Origin of the sequence: Streptomyces meridianus, from assembly GCF_023703325.1 — a bacterium.
GTDB classification, from domain to species: Bacteria; Actinomycetota; Actinomycetes; order Streptomycetales; family Streptomycetaceae; genus Streptomyces; species Streptomyces meridianus.
The window spans coordinates 66,767-85,608 of the sequence record NZ_JAMQGM010000002.1 but is presented as its reverse complement, the minus strand read 5'-3'; the positions used below and the strand labels follow the sequence as shown (position 1 = coordinate 85,608).

Sequence of the window (18,842 nt, the reverse complement as noted above, 5' to 3'; positions counted from 1 at the left end):
GGCAGACCGGTTCGGTTTCCTGACCGCAGTGGGTGCGGCACGATGGGCGGCATGGCACCCACGCACGATCATCCCGGGGACACCGCGGCGGCGGACCCCATTCGGCTGCTCGCAGTCCGTGACACCCCGCTGTCCGTGGAGGAGGTGTTCCAGGCAGTCGGCGATCCCTCCGCGGGCGGCACTGCGCTCTTCGTCGGAACGGTGCGCGATCACGACGGCGGGCAGGATGTGGCCGCGCTGGGCTACAGCTGTCATCCCAGCGCCGAAGCGGAGTTGCGCCGCGTCGCCGAGAAGGTCGCCGCGGACTTCCCGGTGCGCGCCCTGGCGGCCGTTCACCGGGTGGGCGACTTGGTGATCGGCGACCTGGCCGTGGCGGTGGCGGTCTCGTGCCCTCACCGGGCCGAGGCGTTCGCCGCCTGCCGGCGCTTGATCGACGATCTCAAGCGCGAGGTCCCCATCTGGAAGCACCAGTCCTTCACCGACGGCACCGAGGAATGGGTCGGCGCGTAGCGCCGTCCTTCCAGGGGTGGTGGACGGGTGACGGGTGGGAGGGTCGGCGCGTAGCGCCGTCCTTCCGGGGGTGGTGGACGGGCTACCTTCGGGGGTTGGTGGCCGGGCGTAACTGCCGCCGCCCGGGGTAGACGGACAGCACAGTTCGCGCTGCCCCTGCTCTCACCCGTCCGGCTGTCCTGGCTTGCGTAACCTGCTACCCGTGACGAACGTTGAGTCGGCAGGTGGTTAATCTGCTGATCAGTCAGTTTCGTTGCGTTACGGGGTATGGAGGCCGGTATGGCGGCGCTCATGTGGTTGCTGATTCCGCTCATCGCGGCGGTGGTCACTACTGTCTGGGCTCGTTATGCGGCCCGGGCCCGCAAGGTGGGTGACGTCGCCGAACTGGCAGGCTACGCCCGGTTCCGCGAGGCGATGGAGCGTGCGCACTCCCGCTCCGACGCCGCCTGACGCGAGTACGCCACGCGAACTCCCCGCCGGCCCTTGGTGACCCGGCCCCGCAAGCCCTCCTCCGGTGACGTCCCGTACTGTCGTTCCATGCCACGCCGCACAGCGACGATGCTCGCCTCGACACTGATGTTGATCGCACTGCTGTGTGCCGGAGTGCTCATTCCCGTGCCGTACTCCGAGATGTCCCCGGGGCCCACGGTCAACACCCTCGGCGAGCACAGCGGCGAGCCCGTGCTGAACGTGTCCGGGCGGAAGACCTATCCCACGAGCGGCAATCTGAACATGACAACGGTCCGGGTCACCGGCGCCGACTACCGCATGAACCTGGTCGAGGCGGTGAACGGCTGGCTCTCCGGTGACGACGCGGTCGTCCCGCACGACACCCTCTACCCGGCGGGACAGACCGCCGAGCAGGCGGATCAGGAGAACGCGGAGGAGTTCAGCAACTCCCAGGAGAGCGCCAAGACCGCCGCGCTCCGGGAACTGGGGATTCCGGTGACGTCCCGCGTGGTCGTCGCATCCGTCGTCAAGGACAGTCCCTCGCAGGGACGGCTGCACGCCGGGGACGTGATCAGGTCTGTGGACGGCCACCGGGTGCGCAAGCCGGCCGACGTCGCCGCGTTCGTCACCCGGCACGATCCCGGGGACCGTGTGGTCTTCGAGATCGTTCCGGTGAAGGCAGCGGCGGCTGCCGAGAAGGCGGGCCGGGAGCCGCGCGGTGGCAAGCAGGTCGTCCTCACCACGACGAAGGCCCCGGAGGACAGCCGGGCGATCGTCGGCATCCAGGCGGGGACGGACCACACGTACCCGTTCGAGATCGACATCAAGCTGGCGGACGTCGGGGGACCGAGCGCCGGGCTGATGTTCGCGCTGGGGATCGTCGACAAGCTGACGCCGCAGGACCTGACCGGGGGCCGTTTCGTGGCCGGCACCGGAACGATCGAGGACAACGGCAAGGTCGGGCCGATCGGCGGGATCGGCATGAAGACGGTCGGCGCCAGGGACAAGGGCGCCGAGTTCTTCCTCACGCCGAAGGCGAACTGCTCAACGGCCGCCCGCAACGTGCCCGACGGGCTGACACTGGTGAAGGTCGGCACGATCAAGGACGCCCTCGGAGCGCTGGCGAAGATCCGCTCCGGGGACACCGCGGGCCTTCCGCGGTGCGCCGGAACCTGAGCCTCCGATCGCCGGGGCTCTCGTGCCCCGGCCTCGTACCCGGCCGAAGGCCGGCGGCCCGGGTGTCAGGCTCCCCCGGCCGGACGGGGCCTTCGCACGGGCCCTAGTCGGAGAAGGTCGCGCCGAGCGCTTCGGCGAGCCCCGGCACCAGATCGGCGCCGGTGAGCACCTCGGTCGGTGTGTCCTTCTCCCGCAGCCGCAGCGCGGACTCCCGCGAGCCGTCGCGCAGCACGGCCACCGTCATCCGGACTTCCTGCCGGTCGGGGTGGCGGGCCACCCACTCCGTGAGCTCCGCGCCGTCGAGCCCCTCGGGCACGGAGCCCTCGGCAGAGGGCGGCAGCATCAGCCGTTCCACGGTCATGGCACATCCCGCCACGGCGTCGGGCCAGGCGATGGTTCCCAGGAACTCGTCGAGGGGGGTGCCCGCGGGCAGTTCGTCCTGCTCGACCGGTGTCAGGGCGGCGCCCTCACCGTCGTCGACGATCCCGAGCTGATCGGCCAGCCCCGGCTCCTGGCGGCGCAGTTGAGCGCTGTCGACCAGGGCGAACAACCTGGCCGGCTGGTCCCAGCCGAGGCCGGAGGCGTACTCGTCGATCTCGAGTACGGCGCGGGTGAGCGGGTTGGCGGCCATGGGCACGTTGCCGCTGGGCATGTTGGACATGCTCAATATCTTGCCCTGTTCGTAACCGGAACCGGGAACTGGGTAAAGCCTGAGTAAGTTGCACCGGGTGGGTCCTACCATCACGGGACCCGTTCATTCCCAGCGATTTTTCGAGGTGCGCACCTTGGCTTTCCAGATGCCGGACCGCGGCGGAGGCCCGACGGGCCCGCGGATGAGAGTCGGCCGGCCGTCCCGGCGTTCCCGGCCCCTGCTGGCGACAGCGGGTGTGCTGGCCGCGCTGGGCATGGCGTTCGTGATGTTCGCCGGGTTCTGGACGGACTGGCTCTGGTACCGCTCGGTCGATTACACATCGGTCTTCACCACGACCCTCTGGACCAAGGTCGGCCTCTTCGTGGTCTTCGGTCTGCTGATGGCGCTGGCCGTCGGGGTCAACCTCTGGCTGGCGCACCGGCTGCGCCCGCCGCTCAGCGCGATGTCGCTGGAGCAGCAGAATCTCGACCGCTACCGGATGAGCCTCGCGCCCTTCAAGAAGTGGGTGCTGCTCGGGATCTCGGCGGTGCTCGGCCTGATCGCCGGCGCCTCGGCCGCGGCGCAGTGGCGTACCTGGCTGCTGTGGGTGAACGGTGTCGCCTTCGGCCGCAAGGACCCGCAGTTCGGCAAGGATGTCTCCTTCTACTCGTTCGACCTGCCCTGGTACCGGTTCCTGTTGAGTTTCGGCTTCGCGGCCGTGGTGCTCTCGATCATCGCCGCCGCCCTGGTGCACTACCTCTACGGCGGCCTGCGCATCACGAACCCCGGACCGCGGGCGACCTCGGCCGCGACGGGTCACCTCTCGGTGCTGCTCGGCATCTTCGTCTCCCTCAAGGCGGTCGCCTACTGGCTCGACCGCTACGGCCTCGCGGTGAAGTCGAGCGACTTCAAGTCGACGGGCGGCTGGACCGGTCTGCGGTATGTGGACGCGCACGCGTATCTGCCGGCGAAGACGATCCTGTTCTGCATCGCCGTGATCTGCGCCGTGCTGTTCTTCGCCACGCTGTGGCGCCGCACCTGGCAGCTGCCGGTCGTGGGCTTCGGTCTGATGGTGCTGTCGGCGGTGCTCATCGGCGGCCTCTACCCGGCGATCGTCCAGAAGTTCCAGGTCGACCCGAACGAGCAGGCCAAGGAAGCGCCGTTCATCCAGAAGAACATCGATGCCACGCGCAAGGCGTACGGCATCGAGGGCTCGCAGGTCACGAACTACAAGGGCCGCAGCGAGGCCTCAAACGAGCAGCTGCGGTCCACCGCGAACACCACCGCGAGTCTCCGGCTGCTCGACCCGAACGTGGTCTCGCCGACGTACCAGCAGCTCCAGCAGGTGCGTGGCTACTACGGCTTCCCCGCCACGCTCGACGTCGACCGCTACAAGACGGACGGCGGCAAGGAACAGGACACCGTCGTCGGTCTGCGCGAGCTGGACATCGAGGGCATCCCCGAACGCAACTGGATCAACGACCACTTCAAGTACACCCACGGCTACGGCATGGTCGCGGCCAAGGGCACCACCACCCAGAAGACCGGCGCCCCGGACTTCACGGAGTACGACCTGCCGCCCAAGGGCGACCTGGGTGAGTACCAGCCGCGGATCTACTACGGCGAGAAGACCACGCAGTACTCGATCGTCGGCGGGCCGCAGAAGGAGCTCGACTACTCCGACGGCAGTGGTGAGAAGCTGTACAGCTACCAGGGCAAGAGCGGTGTGAACCTGGCCGGCCCGATCAACCGTGCCGCGTACGCCGCCGCGTTCAACGAGCCCCAGATCCTCTACTCGGGGGCCATCGGCGACGGTTCGCGGATCCTGTACAACCGCACCCCGAAGGACCGGGTGGAGGCCGTCGCTCCGTGGCTGACCATCGACGGTGACGCCTACCCGGCCGTCGTGGGCAACCGGATCAAGTGGATCGTCGACGCCTACACCACGTCCAACGGCTATCCGTACGCCTCGCGCACGACGCTCGGGGACACCACCGCGGACTCGCTGACCGACGGCCAGCGTGCCGTCGTCGCCCAGCAGAACCAGGTCAACTACATCCGCAACTCGGTTAAGGCGACCGTCGACGCGTACGACGGCTCGGTGAAGTTGTACGAGTGGGACTCCAAGGACCCGGTCCTCAAGACCTGGATGAAGGCGTTCCCGGGGACGGTGGAGGCGAAGAAGTCCATCAGCCCGGCGTTGATGGAGCATCTGCGGTACCCGCAGGACCTGTTCAAGGTCCAGCGTGAACTGCTCGCGCGCTACCACGTGACCAACCCGGCGCAGTTCTACAGCGGCAGCGAGGCGTGGGAGGTGCCCGACGACCCGACCAACAAGTCGGGCAACGCGGTGCCGCCGTACTACCTCAGCATGAAGATGCCCGATCAGAATGCGCAGAAGTTCTCGCTCACGACGACCTTCACCCCGAAGAGCCGTGAGAACCTCGGGGCCTTCATGGCGGTCGACGCCGATGCGGGCAGTACGGACTACGGGAAGATCAGAATCCTCAAACTGCCCTCGAACACGACCGTTTCGGGCCCGCAGCAGGTGCAGAGCAAGTTCAATTCGGACACCGAGATCGCCGACAAGATCAACATTCTGAAGCGCGGCGACTCCGAGATCGAGTACGGGAACCTGCTGACGGTGCCGCTCGACGGCGGACTGCTGTACGTGGAGCCGGTGTACGTACGTGGTGCGGGCACCAACTACCCGCTTCTGAAGAAGGTCCTGGTCTCCTACGGCGACCAGACCGCCTTCGAGAACACTCTCGGGGAAGCGCTGGACAAGGTGTTCGGCTCCCAGGGCGGCGGCGAGACCACACCGCCGCCGTCCACCGGCGAGCAGCCGTCGGAGAATCCGACGGTCCGTGCGGCGCTGCAGGATGCCCAGAAGGCGTTCGAGGCAGGCGAAAAGGCCTTGGAGGAGAAGGACTTCGGCGCCTACGGCAAGGCACAGAAGGACCTGAAGGACGCCCTGCAGCGGGCCGCCGATGCCGAGGCGAAGGCCTCTGACAAGGGCGGTAAGCAGAAGAGGTGAGAACGCCCGTCCCGCGTCGTGATACTGTTTGTCACACAACGGCGCGGGGTGGAGCAGCTCGGTAGCTCGCTGGGCTCATAACCCAGAGGTCGCAGGTTCAAATCCTGTCCCCGCTACTGAAGAAGGACCCGGAGTCAATCGACTCCGGGTCCTTCGCTTGTTCGGGGGACATCCGAAGTGCCGCGTTTGAGGGGGCGTTGGCTCGGGAAGTTGATGTCGGGAAGTCGACAAAACGCCGAAGTGACTTCACTGACTGCGGTATACGAGGTGTACCCGGGTTACGGGTGGTGCGACGATGGCTCTCATGGGGGACAGGACGGAACTTCTGAGCTCCACCGTGAACGGCATGGTGGTGGGCGACGGGAAAGCGGAGCGGGATACGAGCGGGCCGGCCGAGACTGCTGCCCGCACTTCTGGAACGGCCGATTCCGCTGCGCCCGTGCCCGGCCCGCGCGTCGCCGCCGCGGAGGCGGAGGACGAGGCCCGGCACCGCCTGGCGGCGGAAGCCGGTGACGTTGCGTCGATGAGTGCGCTCGGTGCCATGCTGCTGCGACGCGGTGACCTCGACGGTGCCGAGCCCCATCTGCGTGCGGCGACCGGCCAGGGGGACCGGGCCGCTGCCAACAACCTGGGTGTGCTGCTGCACCAGCGGGGGTATGCCGACGAGGCTGCGGGCTGGTGGCGGATCGCCGCAGTCGCGGGTTCGGCAGCCGCTGCGCACGCCCTCGGCCGTCATCACCGCGAGCGCGGGGACGAGCCCGCTGCCGAGTACTGGCTCCGTCAGTCCGCCGAGTGGGGTCATGCCCTCGGCGCCTTCGCGCTGGCCGATCTTCTGGAGCACCGTGGCGACCCCGGTGCGGAACGCTGGTTCCGCGCTGCCGCCGAGCAGGGACACCGCGAGGCCGCGTACCGGCTGGCCCGTCTCCTCGACCGGCGCTGGTCGGAGGGCGCGGAGGCAACGGCCGGACACGCTCGGGGACCCGAGACGGAGCAGTGGTACCGCCAGGCAGCCGCGCGCGGACACCGTCGCGCGGCCCTGCACCTCGGCGCGCTGCTGGAGGAGCGCGGCGAGGTCAAGGAAGCCGGCCGCTGGTACTTCAGTGCCGCCAAGGGAGGGGACGCGCGCGCCGCGTGCGCCCTCGGATTCCTGCTGCGCGACGCCGGTGACACCGACAGCGCCGCGATCTGGTGGCGTCGGGCCGCGCAGGCCCGCGACGGGAACGCGGCCAACGCGCTCGGCGCGCTCCACGCGGAACGGGGCGAGCACCAGACCGCCGAGCGCTGGTACCGCGCCGCACTGGACGCGGGAGACATCAACGGGGCGTACAACCTGGGGCTGTTGTGCGCTGCCCAGGACCGCACCGAACACGCGGAGCAGTGGTACCGCCGAGCCGCCTACACGGGGCACCGCGAGGCGGCGAACGCGCTCGCAGTCCTGCTGCTGCAGCGCGAGGACGCGGCCGGGGCCGAGCCCTGGTTCTCCAAGGCCGCCGAGGCGGGCAGCGTGGACGCCGCCTTCAACCTCGGGATCCTCCATGCCGGGCGGGGCGAGGACCCCGCCGCCCTGCAGTGGTACGGGCAGGCGGCGGCGGCAGGGCACACCGAGGCCGCACTGCAGGTCGGTATCGCCCTGCTGCGGGACGGCGACGAGCGGACGGCCGAGCGGCATCTGCGCTGTGCGGCCGGCGGAGGCAGCCCGGAAGCGGCGTTCCGGCTCGCCACGCTGCTCGACCGCCCGGAGACCCGGGCGGTCGCCGAGGAGGCCGGGGTGACGGCGGAGTGCGACGAGTGGTACGCCCGGGCGGCCGAGCAGGGGCACCGGCGGGCCCAGGTGCGCTGCGGCATGCTCGCGGCAGCGCGCGGTGACGTGGTCGAGGCGGCCCGGTGGTACCGCTCGGCGGCAGAGGCCGGCAGCCGCAACGGGGCGTTCAACCTCGGGCTGCTGCTGGCGCGCGAGGGCAGTGAGCCCGAGGCTGCGCTCTGGTGGAAGCGTGCGGCGGAGGCCGGCCACGGGCGGGCGGCTCTGCGGCTGGCGCTGCTGGCTGCGCGCAAGGGCGAACTCGCGGAGGCCCAGCAGTGGTGCACGCGCGCTGTCGGGCTGGGGCCGACGGAGGTCGCCGAGCGCGCGGCGCGGCTGCGCGACGCGCTCCAGCAGGAGCTGTCCGCGTAGCGACCGGGGCGCGTGCCCGGCGGCTCCCGAGGGGCTGCCGGACACGCACTCCGGGCCCGGCGGGCCGCCGCCGGGCCGGGAACCCGGGAATTTGCGCTGGTCGTCGCCGCGAGGCTAGAGTAAAGGCACACCGACGCGGGGTGGAGCAGCTCGGTAGCTCGCTGGGCTCATAACCCAGAGGTCGCAGGTTCAAATCCTGTCCCCGCTACGAGAACGAAGGCCCGGATCCTCCAGGATCCGGGCTTTCGTCATGTGCCGTGCGGCCGACGCCGGCCCGCGCAGAGCGGTGCCGGCCGGCGGGGCGTCCGGTGCCTCAGCCGGATGCGCAGGACGGGCAGACGCCACGGTACGTGATCTCCACGTCGGAGACGCTGAAGCCGAAGCGCTCGGCGTCCGGAAGGTCGCGCAGGGGGTCCCCGGAGGGATGGACGTCACGGATCGTCCCGCAGCGCGCGCAGACCAGGTGCTGGTGGCTCCGATGGGCGTTCGGGTCGTACCGCATTGCACGGCGGTCCGTGCTGACCTCGATCACTTCACCGAGCGAGACGAGCTCGCCGAGGGTGTTGTAGACGGTGGCGCGGGAGATCTCGGGAAGCTTCGCGGCTGCCCGGGCGTGTACCTCGTCGGCTGTGAGGTGGACGTGTTCCCCGTCGAGGACTTCTGCTACGACGCGCCGCTGGGCGGTCAGCCGCCAGCCACGTCCTCGAAGTCGTTCCAGCAGGTCACTCATGCCATTTCACCTAACAGTTCAGGAGGGCCGGCTCAACAGCGGGGTCCCGACCCCCGAACGGGTACGGCCTTCGCCCACATCTCGAGTTGGATCAAATCCAACATAGGACTGCTCGCGCCGGAAGCCAAATTCCGGGCCGGTCGGCAGCCGGGGCGTCCCGGCCGGCCCGGTCAGCCGGTCACCGCGGCAGGCTGCGCGGGGATCTGCGTCCAGCAGCCGATGATGTCCCGGACCGAGACGACTCCCACCGGCTCCTGGTCGTCGAGGACGATCAGGTGGCGGAAGCCGCCGTGGGTCATGGCCGCGGCGGCCTCGGCCAGGGTCCACTCGGGGGCGGCGAAGACCACGTCGGTGGTGGTGTGGGCGGATGACGGCTCGAGGTCGGGGTCCTGGCCGGCCCCCACGGAGTTGAGGATGTCGCGCTCGGTGAGAATGCCGATGCCGCAGGTGTCGGGGTCGAGGACCACCGCGGCGCCGACCCGGCGGGCGGCCATCAGGGTCGCTGCCTGGCGGAGCGTGTGTGTGGGACCGATGGTGAGGACGGTCTTGCTCATGGCGTCACGGACGAGCATGGAGTGGAGCCACCTCCCTGGTCATCTCTTCTGCGGACCGGGCCGGTTCGAGAAAAGATTCACAATTTCACAAGCGGGTGAATTCTCATGTTCACATGAGCTCCCGGAAGGCGGCAAGGGGGCGCCGACGGCCCTGTCGCGGTTGATCGCGCCTCCGGCAGGAGGGCCTCGGCACGGAAACTGTGCCGGAAACCGAGCCCGGCCTGCGGTGAATGCCCGTCCCGTGCGTCAGTAGCGCTGGTTCAGATAGCCCAGCAGATCCTGATGGAGCAGCCCGTTGGAGGCCACCGCGTTGCTGCCGCCCGGTCCGCGGACCCCGTCGAGATCGGTGAACTCACCGCCCGCTTCCTGGACGATGATCGCGTTCGCAGCCATGTCCCACAGTGAGAGTTCCGGCTCCGCACACATGTCCACCGACCCCTCGGCGACCATCATGTACGGCCAGAAGTCGCCGTACCCACGGGTCCGCCAGCAGTCACGGGTGAGGTCGAGGAACCCGTCCAGCCGGCCCTGGTCCTCCCAGCCGCTGAGCGACGAATAGGCGAACGACGCGTCCGCGACCCGCCCCACCGAGGAGACGTGCAGCCGGGTGGCCGAGGTGAGGCTGCGGCCGGTGTAGGCCCCGCCGCCCTGCGCGGCCCACCAGCGCCGCCCCAGCGCCGGGGCGGAGACCACGCCGACGACCGGCTGGTACCCGCCCTCGGCCGGGACCATGAGCGAGATGAGCGTGGCCCAGACCGGCACCCCGCGAACATAGTTCTTCGTGCCGTCGATGGGGTCGATGATCCAGCGACGCGGCCCGGCGCCTTCGGTGCCGAATTCCTCGCCCACCACGGTGTCGCGCGGCCTCGCACGCTTCAGGGAACTCCGGATGAGTTCCTCGGCCGACTTGTCCGCCTCGCTGACCGGGGTCATGTCGGGTTTCGTCTCGACCTTCAGATCGAGGGCCTTGAACCGCTCCATGGTCGTGGCGTCGGCGGCGTCGGCCAGCACGTGGGCAAGACGCAGATCATCGTGGAAGTCGGCCATGCAAGAACACTATCCGGCGGGTCCCGTCACCGTCCCTGCAGTGCCGCCCGTGCGTTTCCGGCGGACGGGCGGGCCCGTGGCGGCCCCGGACAGCGAACGAGGCGCGTCAATTCTGTGCCCACCGATGCCGTGGAGGTCACGGGCCCGGGATGCGGCGCGCCAGGTGCGGGGCGCGCTCCCCGGCGGGGCGGCGGGTCACTGAGCCGAGCCGGAGAGCTGCAGCCCGATGACGCCGACGACGACGAGGCTGATCGACACGATTTTGAGCGTCGACACGATGTCGCCGAGGAAGACCATGCCGTAGATCGCGGTGCCCGCGGCCCCGATGCCGGTCCAGATGGCGTACGCCGGGCCGACGTCCAGCTTGCGCAGGGCGAGCGTGAGCAGCCCGAAGCTGCCCAGCGCGAAGGCCGCGAACGCGATGGTCGGCCACAGCCGCGTGAATCCGTGGGACAACTTGAGGCACACGGCGAAGCCCGTCTCGAGGAGCCCGGCGACGATGACGAGCAGCCACGCCATGCGAGCGCCTCCCGCGTCGGTGATCCATCCTGCCTGAGGGCGATTATGCATTCACCGGTCGTGACTGGAGGGTCACCGCACGGGTCAGTCGCCCTCGCGCCGTTCCCGCGTGGCGAGCAGCCGCCGGAGCGAATACAGCCGGGCGGGATCCGCGTGGCCCTCGTCGACCCACTGGTCGAGCGCGCAGTCCTTCTCGTCGTGGCTGCAGGCCCGGGGGCAGCGCTCGGTGCCCGGGACCAGCTCCGGGAACGCGTGGATGACCCGGGACGGATCGACGTGGTGGAGTCCGAACGACCGCACACCGGGGGTGTCGATCACCCATCCCTCCCGGCCCGGCAGCGGCAGGGCCAGAGCGGAGGTGGTGGTGTGCCGGCCCCGTCCGGTCACCGCGTTGACGACACCGGTGGCCCGGTGTCTGTCCTGCGGCACGAGCGTGTTCACCAGCGTGGTCTTCCCGACGCCGGAATGCCCGACGAAGGCGGTGATGCGTCCGGCCAGCCGCTCCCGCACCCGTTCCGCGGTGTCGTCCTCGGCGAGTTCGTCCCTGCTGGTGACGACGTACGGGACGCCCAGCGGCGCGTAGGTCTCCAGCAGGGCGTCCGCCGACGCCAGATCGGACTTGGTGAGGACGAGCAGCGGGTCCAGCCCGGCATCGAAAGCCGCCACCAGACAGCGGTCGATGAGCCGCGGGCGCGGCTCGGGATCGGCCAGGGCCGTGACGATCGCGAGCTGGTCGGCGTTGGCGACGACCACCCGCTCGTACGGGTCGTCGTCGTCCGCAGTACGACGCAGCACCGAGGTGCGCGGCTCGACGCGGACGATCCGGGCCAGGGTGTCCTTGGCCCCCGAGAGGTCTCCGACGATGCCCACCCGGTCCCCGACCACCACACCCTTGCGGCCCAGTTCACGGGCCTTCATGGCGATGATCGTGCGCTCGTCGACCAGACAGGTGATGCGCCCCCGGTCCACGGTGAGCACCAGACCGTCCGTCGCGTCCTCGTGCTTGGGCCGGATGCTGGTCCGTGGCCGGCTGCCCTTGCGGCCGGGACGGACCCGCACGTCGTCCTCGTCGGTGTGCTTGCCGTATCGGCGCATCTCGGCAGGCTCTCAGGCGCTGCCGGACGAGGCGGGAACGGCCGGGACCGCGGCGGTGCGCCCGCCCGCGAGCATATCCGTCCACAGCGCGGGGAACCCGGGCAGCGTCTTCGCGGTGGTCGCGACGTTCTCCACCCGGACACCGTCGACGACGAGCCCGATCACGGCGGCGGCTGTCGCCAGACGGTGGTCGTCGTAGGTGTGGAAGACGCCGCTGTGCAGTGGCCGCGGCCGGATGCGCAGGCCGTCCTCGGTCTCGGTGACGTCCCCGCCCAGCCCGTTGATCTCCTTGGTGAGCGCGGCGAGCCGGTCGGTTTCGTGCAGCCGCAGATGGGCGACCCCGCGCAGGACCGATTCCGAGTCCGCCAGGGCGGCCACGGCGGCGATGCCCGGCGTCAGTTCGCCGACGTCGCCCAGGTCGACGTCGATGCCGTGCACCCGGCCGCTGCCCGTGAACGTCAGCCCCTGCTCGGTGAGTTCGCAGGAGCCGCCCATCTCCGTGAAGATCTCGCGCAGCGCGGCCCCGGGCTGGGTGGTGTGCTCGGGCCAGTCCGGAATGGTCACCCGGCCGCCGGTCACCAGTGCAGCGGCGAGGAAGGGCTGGGCGTTCGACAGATCGGGCTCGATCGTCAGATCGCGGCCGAGCAGGGCTCCCGGTGCCACCCGCCAGACGTCGGGCTCCCCCGCCTGCGGGGTGTCCACCGACGCCCCGGCCAGCCGGAGCATCTCGACGGTCATCCGGATGTGCGGAAGAGAGGGGAGGACCGCCCCGGTGTGCCGCACCTCGACGCCCTGGTCGAACCGCGGGGCGGACAGCAGCAGGGCGCTGACGAACTGCGAGGACGAGGAGGCGTCGACCTCCACGGGGCCGCCGTCGAGCGCCCCGACGCCGTTCACGGTGAGGGGCAGCGCCCCGCGCCCCGCGTCGTCGATCCGCGCACCGAGGGCGCGCAACGCGTCGATGACGCCGTGCAGGGGGCGCTGGTGCGACCGCGGATCTCCGTCGAAGCGCACCGGGCCGTCCGCCAGGCATGCCACCGGGGGAAGGAAGCGCATCACCGTGCCGGCGTTGCCGACGTCGACCGTCGCGGGACCCCGCAGACCGGCGGGAACCACCCGCCACACCTCACCGGTGGCGTCGGCGCCGGTGCTGCCGTCGGGTACGACGTCGATGCCCACGCCCATGGCCCGCAGCGCATCGGCCATCAGCAGGGTGTCGCGGGAGCGCAAGGGGCGGCGGAGCCGGCCCGGCTCGGATGCCAGGGCGGCCAGGACGAGCGCTCGGTTGGTGACCGACTTCGATCCCGGCACGGTGACACTCGCGTCCACGGGGCCGGACGCGAGCGGGGCGGGCCATGGATCGGCCTGCGCAGCCGGGGCGGGGTCTGTGTCGGTCATGGCCTTCACTTTAGTCGTTCACGAAACGCGGGATCCCGGCCGGAACCCGTTCCGGCCGACGTACGGCGCCGCGGCACCGCCGTGCTCGCCGGGCCGGTCAGAGGCCGAGCAGCCGCTGCCCACCGCCCACCAGCGACGCCAGCGCGACGACGTGGAAGAGCAGCAGCCACACCGCGGGGGGCGTGTGCGTCAGCCGCGCCAGCTGGTCGGCGTCGGAGTCCGGGGCTCCTCCCCGCCGCCGCTTGCCCTGGAGCTCGAACACCGGACGGACCCCGCCGAGGAGGAGGAACCAGGTGACGGCGTAGGCGAACGCGGCCTGCACCTCCGGTTCGGCCAGCCAGGAGACCAGGAGGAACAGGCCCCCGGTCAGCACCACCGTGAGGACTCCGTAGGCGTTGCGCACCATGATCAGCACGGACACCAGCAGGAGCACGGCGCCCCACAGCAGTGCGGTGATGTGGCCGGCCGCCAGCAACGCGGCGCCGGCCAGGCCTATCAGCGAGGGAGCCGTGTAGCCGGCCGCCGCGGTGAGGATCATGCCGAGGCCGGTCGGCTTGCCGCGGGAGACCGTGAGGCCCGAGGTGTCGGAGTGCAGCCGGATGCCCTCGAGGCGCCGTCCGCTGAGCAGGGCGACGAGCCCGTGCCCGCCCTCGTGTGCGATGGTCACCGCGTTCCGCGTGAACCGCCAGGCTCCGTGCGGCAGGACGGCGCCGAGGGCGACGGCGGCCATCGCGACCACCAGCCACACGGGCGGATCGGGCTGGGCACCGATGACGCGATCCCACAGATCGCCTACGGCTGTGTGTTCCATCGGGCGCGGCTCCCTTGTGGCCGGGTACGGACGTCGTGGCAGTGTTGCACTCATGTGCGGTCGTTATTCTGCGAGCCGGAGCTCCGAGGACCTGGTCGGGGCCTTCGGCGTGACCAAGTGGGAGCCCTCCGAGGCGCTGGCCCCGGACTGGAACGTCGCGCCGACCAAGGACGTTCACGCGGTGCTGGAGCGGCCGGACAAGGAGTCGGAATTCGACGAGCCCGTCCGTCAACTGCGCGCACTGCGCTGGGGGCTGGTGCCGTCCTGGGCCAAGTCCCCGGATGTCGGGGTGAAGATGATCAACGCCCGGGCGGAGACCGTCCACGAGAAGGCCTCCTACCGGCGGCCCTTCCTCGCGAGGCGCTGCATCCTGCCTGCCGACGGTTATTACGAATGGTTGACGGGGAGCGAGGAGCGCAAGCTCGAGGAGGCCGGCCGCCGCAAGCGTCCCCGGAAGCAGCCGTACTTCGTCACCCCGGTCGACGGCGGAGTGATGGCCATGGCCGGGCTGTACGAGTTCTGGCGCGACGGCTCCCTCCCCGCCGAGCACCCGCGGGCCTGGTGGGCGACCTGCACGGTGATCACTACGGAGGCCGAGACCACACCGCTGCCCGACGCCTCCGCAGGCGGGCCGGGCAGCCTCGCCGGCATCCACCCGCGGATGCCCCTCGTGCTGCCGGCGGACCGCTGGGACGCCTGGCTGGACCCGTCACGCACGGACCCCGACGCGCTGCGCCCGCTGCTGGCGCCGCCGCCGGCCGGCACGGTCCGCGCCTACCCCGTGTCCACCGCGGTCAGCGACGTCCGGAACAACGGACCCGAATTGATCACCGAGGTGGAGGCACCGGCGGAGAGCACCCTTTTCTGATCTCGGCTCGCCGGCCGCCGCGCGGCCCCTCCGGGCGCGCCGGGATCGCTCCGCAGCACGTCCTGGCAGGATGTGGACGTGACCGAGACCGTGACGATTCCCACAGCGCCGGGCGACGCTCGCATCTGCTGGTTCCGGGCGGTGCGCCCGCACACCGTGCTGGCCCTCGGCCACGGCGCCGGTGGCGGGATCGAGGCGCGGGACCTGCAGGCGCTCGCCCGCACTCTGCCCGGCCGGGGCGTCACGGTGGCGCTGGTCGAACAGCCCTGGCGGGTCGCGGGCAGGAAGGTGGCACCGGCGCCGAAGACCCTCGACGCCGCATGGACGCAGCTGTGGCCGGCGCTCGCGGATGCCGGGCTGCCCGTGGTCGCCGGCGGCCGGAGCGCCGGAGCCCGGGTCGCGTGCCGCACGGCGGACGGCCTCGGCGCCCACGCCGTCCTGGCGCTCTCCTTCCCACTGCACCCACCGGGCCGGCCGGAGAAGTCGCGGGCGGACGAACTGCTGGCGCCGGACGTCCCGGTGCTCGTCGTCCAGGGCGGGCGCGACCCCTTCGGCAGGCCGGAGGAGTTCCCGCACTCCCGGGAGGTCGTCGAGATCCCGTACGCGGACCACGGTTTCGCCGTTCCCCGGAAGTCCGGCGCGGAGCCGCAGCAGACGCTCGACCTGATCACCGATGCCGTGTCCGGGTGGCTGGACCGGACGACCGGCTGAGCCTCCGGTTGCCCGCCACCCGGCCGGGAATGCGCAGCCCCGGAGGTGTGTTGTGCCAGGTGTCCTCGACGGACACGACGCACGGTGACGGCGCAAGGAGAAGGAGTCCGCCGATGGGTTCGATCCAATGCCCGCCCCGCCCCCAGGCTGCTGAGCAGGGCTGGCCCCGGGTGACGGTGGCGCAGCCTGCCCGCCTCGGAGCGGCGGTGGCACCGGATCGTCGTCTATCCTCCGATTCGAGCGGGTCCGCATCCGGCCCCGCCGCAGCACTGGAGGAGGTGGGTCCGGTCACTGGGACCGACGCGGGGGCCGACGACGGTCGGGCGGAGGAGGAAACCGAGACCACTGCCGAACGCAACGCCCGTTTCGAGCGGGACGCGTTGGTGTTCCTCGACCAGATGTACTCCGCTGCTCTGCGGATGACGCGCAATCCCGCGGACGCCGAGGACCTGGTGCAGGAGACGTACGCCAAGGCTTACGGCTCGTTCCACCAGTTCCGTGAGGGCACCAACCTCAAGGCCTGGCTGTACCGCATCCTCACCAACACCTTCATCAACTCGTACCGCAAGAAGCAGCGTGAGCCGCAGCGCAGCGCCGCCGAGGAGATCGAGGACTGGCAGCTCGCCCGCGCGGAGTCCCACATGTCGACGGGGCTGCGGTCCGCCGAGTCGCAGGCGCTGGACCGCCTGCCCGACTCCGACGTGAAGGAAGCGCTGCAGGCGATCCCCGAGGAGTTCCGCATCGCGGTGTACCTCGCGGACGTCGAGGGGTTTGCGTACAAGGAGATCGCCGACATCATGGCCACACCCATCGGCACGGTGATGTCGCGGCTGCACCGTGGCCGTCGCCAACTGCGCGAACTGCTGGAGGACTACGCCCGTGAGCGCGGTCTGGCCCCCGCGGGCGCCGCGTCGGGCGAGTCGCACGACCGGAAGGGTACGGGCTCATGAGCTGCGGCAAGCCGCATGAGACGGACTGCTCCGAAGTCCTGGACCACCTCTACGAGTTCCTCGACCGGGAGATGCCGGACGGCGATTTCGCCAAGTTCGAGGTGCACTTCGACGAGTGCTCGCCCTGCTTGGAGAAATACGGGCTGGAACAGGCCGTGAAGAAGCTCGTCAAGCGCTGCTGCGGCCATGACGACGTTCCGACCGACCTCCGGTCGAAGGTCATGGGCCGGATCGAACTGGTCAGGGCCGGGGAGGCCGTGCCGGAGCTGAGCGTCATGGAGCAGGCGGTCGCCGACGACGTGGCCGAGGCCGCCGGTCGCACCACCGGCGAGTCCCGGGAGGACACCGGGGCCTGAACCCCGGTGGCGCCGGCGCCCAGCCGGCCGTGGCTGCGCCCCGGCACGGTCCGGGCCCGGGGCGTCGAGCCGAGGATGCGATGCGGGCCCGGTGCCCGTGCACGCGGCCGGAACCCGCGCCCGGTGACCCCGTTCCGGACCCGGTGCACTCCGGCTACGCCGAATGGCGGAACGGCCGGGACACATCCCCCGGGGCGGGCACGCCGATCTGTGGACGCGCCATCACCCGAAAGTGCTAATGGCTCCCGGTCCGCCACGGTCTCATGTCCCGTTGTGCCCCTCAGGACTGCCGCGCGGGCTTATTCTCCCGATCCTGACATGCGGGATCTCGGGGAGGGAGCGCCATGCGAGCTGTCCCGCCGGCCGCACGCGTGTACATCCTGTGCGCCGTCCTCGCCGCCGGCGCCTGTGCGGCCCCCGCGTTCCGGAGCGGAGCGGGCACGTCCTGGAGCGCTGTGCTCCTGCTCGCCGCGCTCTACGCGGTCTGCGAGCAGCTGACCCGCTGCTCCTTCCTGGGCGACCGTGCACCCACGGGCATGGGGGCCTTCGTCCCGGTGCTCCTCGCGGCCGCCTTCCTGCTGCCGCCGGCCGCTGCGGCGCTGGTGGCGATCCCCGGCGCTCTCGCCGGGCGGGTCGACCAGCCGCCGGCCGGGCTGCGCCGGGTCTGGCGCGCGGCGGCGTTCGCAGTCTCCACCTGCGCAGCCGGGTGGGTGTTCCGCGAGCTGCCCGGCCTCAGCGGCCCGCACGCCGTGGCGGCCGCCGATTTCCCGTTCGCCCTGGTGCCCGCGGGGTGCGCGGCGATCGCCTTCAGCGCGGTGCTCGCGGCGCTCGACGGCGGGGTGCTCGTCACCGCCGAGCGCTGTCCGGCCCGCGTGGCCTGGCACGGCCTGCAACCCGGGGAGCTCCCCCCGTACCTGGTGCACGGCCTGGTCGGGCTGATGATGGCGGTGCTGTGGCGCAGCCCCTACGGGCCGGTCACGTCGCTGCTGGTGCTGCTGCCCATGTACATCTCGTGCTGGGTCTTCGCCCAGTACCACCGGGAACGTGCGGCGCACCAGGCAACCATCCGCGCGCTCGTCCAGGCGGTGGACATCAAGGACCGCTACACCCGGGGGCACAGTGAACGCGTGGGCCGGGCCTCTGTGCTCATCGCACGTGAACTGGGGATGGCGGACGACCGGCTGGAGGTTCTGCGCTTCGCCGGCATCCTGCACGACGTCGGCAAGCTCGGCGTGCCCACCCGGCTGCTGCGCAAGGAGGGACCACTGACGCCCGAGGAACGCCGCGTCATCGAGCTGCATCCCGAGTACGGGCACGAGATGGTGCGCGGCATCGGGTTCCTGCGGGAGGCCCGCGCCGCGATCCTGCACCACCACGAACGTCTGGACGGCCGCGGCTACCCGTACGGGCTCGCCGGTTCGCAGATTCCCGAGTTCGCCCGGGTGGTGGCCGTCGCCGATGCCTTCGACGCCATGACGTCCACCCGCTCGTACCGGCGTGCCCGCCCGGTGCGGGCGGCAGTCGACGAGCTGAAGCGCTGTGCCGGGTCGCAGTTCGACGCCCGGATGGTCGGTGCTCTCGCCCGGGCCCTCGACCGGCACGGCTGGCACCCGGCTGTCACCGCGGACACCCATGACGCGTCCGGCCTGCGCGGAAACGTACCGCCACCGAGGTCGTCGGGCGATCCGGGGCCGTTATCTGAACGCGATGCCGGACACCGACCGGCGCGGCCGCTGCACAGCGTGCGGCGGCGGCAGGGCGGCTCCGCGTGACGGCCCGCGACGGACGCTCCGGGCCGGAACCGGCCGTGCCGGGGCAGCGGGCGGCGA

18 protein-coding genes and 2 tRNA genes are annotated in these 18,842 nt (G+C 71.0%); 12 read left to right on the top strand and 8 right to left on the bottom strand.

Features of this window, described 5'->3' with window-relative positions:
* Positions 1 to 51 precede the first annotated feature (51 nt).
* From M1E25_RS02065 to M1E25_RS02055, 3 genes are all read left to right on the top strand, one after another.
* The gene (locus M1E25_RS02065) at positions 52 to 510 is read left to right on the top strand and encodes a molybdenum cofactor biosynthesis protein MoaE (protein WP_251408500.1); all 459 of its coding nucleotides are present in this window, start codon (positions 52 to 54) and stop codon (positions 508 to 510) included.
* A gap of 279 nt (positions 511 to 789) precedes the next feature.
* On the top strand, positions 790 to 960 hold the full coding sequence (locus M1E25_RS02060; RefSeq protein ID WP_251408497.1) for a hypothetical protein: 171 nt from the start codon (positions 790 to 792) through the stop codon (positions 958 to 960).
* Positions 961 to 1,047: 87 nt separating this feature from the next.
* On the top strand, positions 1,048 to 2,136 hold the full coding sequence (locus M1E25_RS02055; protein ID WP_251408495.1) for a YlbL family protein: 1,089 nt from the start codon (positions 1,048 to 1,050) through the stop codon (positions 2,134 to 2,136).
* 103 nt (positions 2,137 to 2,239) lie between these two features.
* Here the strand turns inward: M1E25_RS02055 and M1E25_RS02050 are convergent, their stop codons facing one another.
* The gene (locus M1E25_RS02050) at positions 2,240 to 2,788 is read right to left on the bottom strand and encodes a PPA1309 family protein (RefSeq protein ID WP_372500509.1); all 549 of its coding nucleotides are present in this window, start codon (positions 2,786 to 2,788) and stop codon (positions 2,240 to 2,242) included.
* A 145-nt stretch (positions 2,789 to 2,933) separates the two neighbouring features.
* Between M1E25_RS02050 and M1E25_RS02045 the strand changes: the two genes are divergently transcribed.
* The 4 genes from M1E25_RS02045 (at position 2,934) to M1E25_RS02030 (ending at position 8,182) form a co-directional block, all read left to right on the top strand.
* Complete coding sequence (locus M1E25_RS02045) at positions 2,934 to 5,804, top strand: UPF0182 family membrane protein (protein WP_251409039.1); 2,871 nt, start codon at positions 2,934 to 2,936, stop codon at positions 5,802 to 5,804.
* 42 nt (positions 5,805 to 5,846) lie between these two features.
* Positions 5,847 to 5,920 (top strand) — tRNA-Met (locus M1E25_RS02040).
* 179 nt (positions 5,921 to 6,099) lie between these two features.
* Complete coding sequence (locus M1E25_RS02035) at positions 6,100 to 7,974, top strand: tetratricopeptide repeat protein (protein WP_251408489.1); 1,875 nt, start codon at positions 6,100 to 6,102, stop codon at positions 7,972 to 7,974.
* A 134-nt stretch (positions 7,975 to 8,108) separates the two neighbouring features.
* A tRNA-Met gene (locus tag M1E25_RS02030) sits at positions 8,109 to 8,182 on the top strand.
* A gap of 105 nt (positions 8,183 to 8,287) precedes the next feature.
* Here M1E25_RS02030 and M1E25_RS02025 read toward each other — a convergent pair.
* The 7 genes from M1E25_RS02025 to M1E25_RS01995 all read right to left on the bottom strand — a co-directional run bounded on the left by M1E25_RS02025 (position 8,288) and on the right by M1E25_RS01995 (position 14,128).
* On the bottom strand, positions 8,288 to 8,704 hold the full coding sequence (locus M1E25_RS02025; RefSeq protein ID WP_251408486.1) for a Fur family transcriptional regulator: 417 nt from the start codon (positions 8,702 to 8,704) through the stop codon (positions 8,288 to 8,290).
* Positions 8,705 to 8,874: 170 nt separating this feature from the next.
* On the bottom strand, positions 8,875 to 9,276 hold the full coding sequence (locus M1E25_RS02020) for a CBS domain-containing protein (RefSeq protein WP_251408483.1): 402 nt from the start codon (positions 9,274 to 9,276) through the stop codon (positions 8,875 to 8,877).
* 228 nt (positions 9,277 to 9,504) lie between these two features.
* Positions 9,505 to 10,305 carry a histidinol-phosphatase gene (gene hisN, locus M1E25_RS02015; protein WP_251408480.1) on the bottom strand — a complete coding sequence of 267 codons (801 nt, stop codon included), beginning with the start codon at positions 10,303 to 10,305 and terminating at the stop codon, positions 9,505 to 9,507.
* 195 nt (positions 10,306 to 10,500) lie between these two features.
* Positions 10,501 to 10,824 (bottom strand): DMT family transporter, encoded by a 324-nt coding sequence (locus M1E25_RS02010; RefSeq protein WP_251408477.1) that lies wholly within the window; start codon positions 10,822 to 10,824, stop codon positions 10,501 to 10,503.
* An 84-nt stretch (positions 10,825 to 10,908) separates the two neighbouring features.
* Positions 10,909 to 11,919, bottom strand: a complete 1,011-nt coding sequence (gene rsgA / locus M1E25_RS02005) for a ribosome small subunit-dependent GTPase A (RefSeq protein WP_251408474.1) — start codon at positions 11,917 to 11,919, stop codon at positions 10,909 to 10,911.
* A gap of 12 nt (positions 11,920 to 11,931) precedes the next feature.
* Entirely contained in the window at positions 11,932 to 13,317 is a 1,386-nt protein-coding gene (aroA, locus tag M1E25_RS02000) for a 3-phosphoshikimate 1-carboxyvinyltransferase (protein ID WP_251408471.1), read from the bottom strand.
* Between the two features lie 97 nt (positions 13,318 to 13,414).
* Entirely contained in the window at positions 13,415 to 14,128 is a 714-nt protein-coding gene (locus M1E25_RS01995) for a M50 family metallopeptidase (RefSeq protein WP_251408468.1), read from the bottom strand.
* Between the two features lie 52 nt (positions 14,129 to 14,180).
* Between M1E25_RS01995 and M1E25_RS01990 the strand changes: the two genes are divergently transcribed.
* The 5 genes from M1E25_RS01990 to M1E25_RS01970 all read left to right on the top strand — a co-directional run bounded on the left by M1E25_RS01990 (position 14,181) and on the right by M1E25_RS01970 (position 18,785).
* Positions 14,181 to 14,996, top strand: a complete 816-nt coding sequence (locus tag M1E25_RS01990; RefSeq protein ID WP_251408465.1) for an SOS response-associated peptidase — start codon at positions 14,181 to 14,183, stop codon at positions 14,994 to 14,996.
* 78 nt (positions 14,997 to 15,074) lie between these two features.
* A complete protein-coding gene (locus M1E25_RS01985; RefSeq protein ID WP_251408462.1) occupies positions 15,075 to 15,707 on the top strand; it encodes an alpha/beta hydrolase family protein in 633 nt (210 codons plus the stop codon).
* A 278-nt stretch (positions 15,708 to 15,985) separates the two neighbouring features.
* On the top strand, positions 15,986 to 16,657 hold the full coding sequence (locus M1E25_RS01980) for a sigma-70 family RNA polymerase sigma factor (RefSeq protein ID WP_251408460.1): 672 nt from the start codon (positions 15,986 to 15,988) through the stop codon (positions 16,655 to 16,657).
* On the top strand, positions 16,654 to 17,013 hold the full coding sequence (rsrA, locus tag M1E25_RS01975) for a mycothiol system anti-sigma-R factor (RefSeq protein WP_251408457.1): 360 nt from the start codon (positions 16,654 to 16,656) through the stop codon (positions 17,011 to 17,013). Before M1E25_RS01980 ends, rsrA begins: the two co-directional genes overlap by 4 nt.
* A gap of 344 nt (positions 17,014 to 17,357) precedes the next feature.
* Positions 17,358 to 18,785, top strand: coding sequence for an HD-GYP domain-containing protein (locus M1E25_RS01970; RefSeq protein WP_251408454.1), 1,428 nt, complete (start codon positions 17,358 to 17,360; stop codon positions 18,783 to 18,785).
* The last annotated feature ends 57 nt before the right edge of the window (positions 18,786 to 18,842 follow it).

Excerpts from the sequence above, each read along its gene's own strand:
- aroA (WP_251408471.1), bottom strand. The coding sequence starts at position 13,317 with ATGACCGACACAGACCCCGCCCCGGCTGCGCAGGCCGATCCATGGCCC.
- M1E25_RS01970 (WP_251408454.1), top strand. The coding sequence starts at position 17,358 with ATGCGAGCTGTCCCGCCGGCCGCACGCGTGTACATCCTGTGCGCCGTC.
- M1E25_RS02045 (WP_251409039.1), top strand. The coding sequence starts at position 2,934 with ATGCCGGACCGCGGCGGAGGCCCGACGGGCCCGCGGATGAGAGTCGGC.
- hisN (WP_251408480.1), bottom strand. The coding sequence starts at position 10,305 with ATGGCCGACTTCCACGATGATCTGCGTCTTGCCCACGTGCTGGCCGAC.
- M1E25_RS02035 (WP_251408489.1), top strand. The coding sequence starts at position 6,100 with ATGGCTCTCATGGGGGACAGGACGGAACTTCTGAGCTCCACCGTGAAC.
- M1E25_RS02055 (WP_251408495.1), top strand. The coding sequence starts at position 1,048 with ATGCCACGCCGCACAGCGACGATGCTCGCCTCGACACTGATGTTGATC.
- M1E25_RS02010 (WP_251408477.1), bottom strand. The coding sequence starts at position 10,824 with ATGGCGTGGCTGCTCGTCATCGTCGCCGGGCTCCTCGAGACGGGCTTC.
- M1E25_RS02050 (WP_372500509.1), bottom strand. The coding sequence starts at position 2,788 with ATGCCCAGCGGCAACGTGCCCATGGCCGCCAACCCGCTCACCCGCGCC.
- rsgA (WP_251408474.1), bottom strand. The coding sequence starts at position 11,919 with ATGCGCCGATACGGCAAGCACACCGACGAGGACGACGTGCGGGTCCGT.
- M1E25_RS02065 (WP_251408500.1), top strand. The coding sequence starts at position 52 with ATGGCACCCACGCACGATCATCCCGGGGACACCGCGGCGGCGGACCCC.
- M1E25_RS02020 (WP_251408483.1), bottom strand. The coding sequence starts at position 9,276 with ATGCTCGTCCGTGACGCCATGAGCAAGACCGTCCTCACCATCGGTCCC.
- M1E25_RS02060 (WP_251408497.1), top strand. The coding sequence starts at position 790 with ATGGCGGCGCTCATGTGGTTGCTGATTCCGCTCATCGCGGCGGTGGTC.
- M1E25_RS01990 (WP_251408465.1), top strand. The coding sequence starts at position 14,181 with ATGTGCGGTCGTTATTCTGCGAGCCGGAGCTCCGAGGACCTGGTCGGG.
- M1E25_RS01995 (WP_251408468.1), bottom strand. The coding sequence starts at position 14,128 with ATGGAACACACAGCCGTAGGCGATCTGTGGGATCGCGTCATCGGTGCC.
- rsrA (WP_251408457.1), top strand. The coding sequence starts at position 16,654 with ATGAGCTGCGGCAAGCCGCATGAGACGGACTGCTCCGAAGTCCTGGAC.
- M1E25_RS02025 (WP_251408486.1), bottom strand. The coding sequence starts at position 8,704 with ATGAGTGACCTGCTGGAACGACTTCGAGGACGTGGCTGGCGGCTGACC.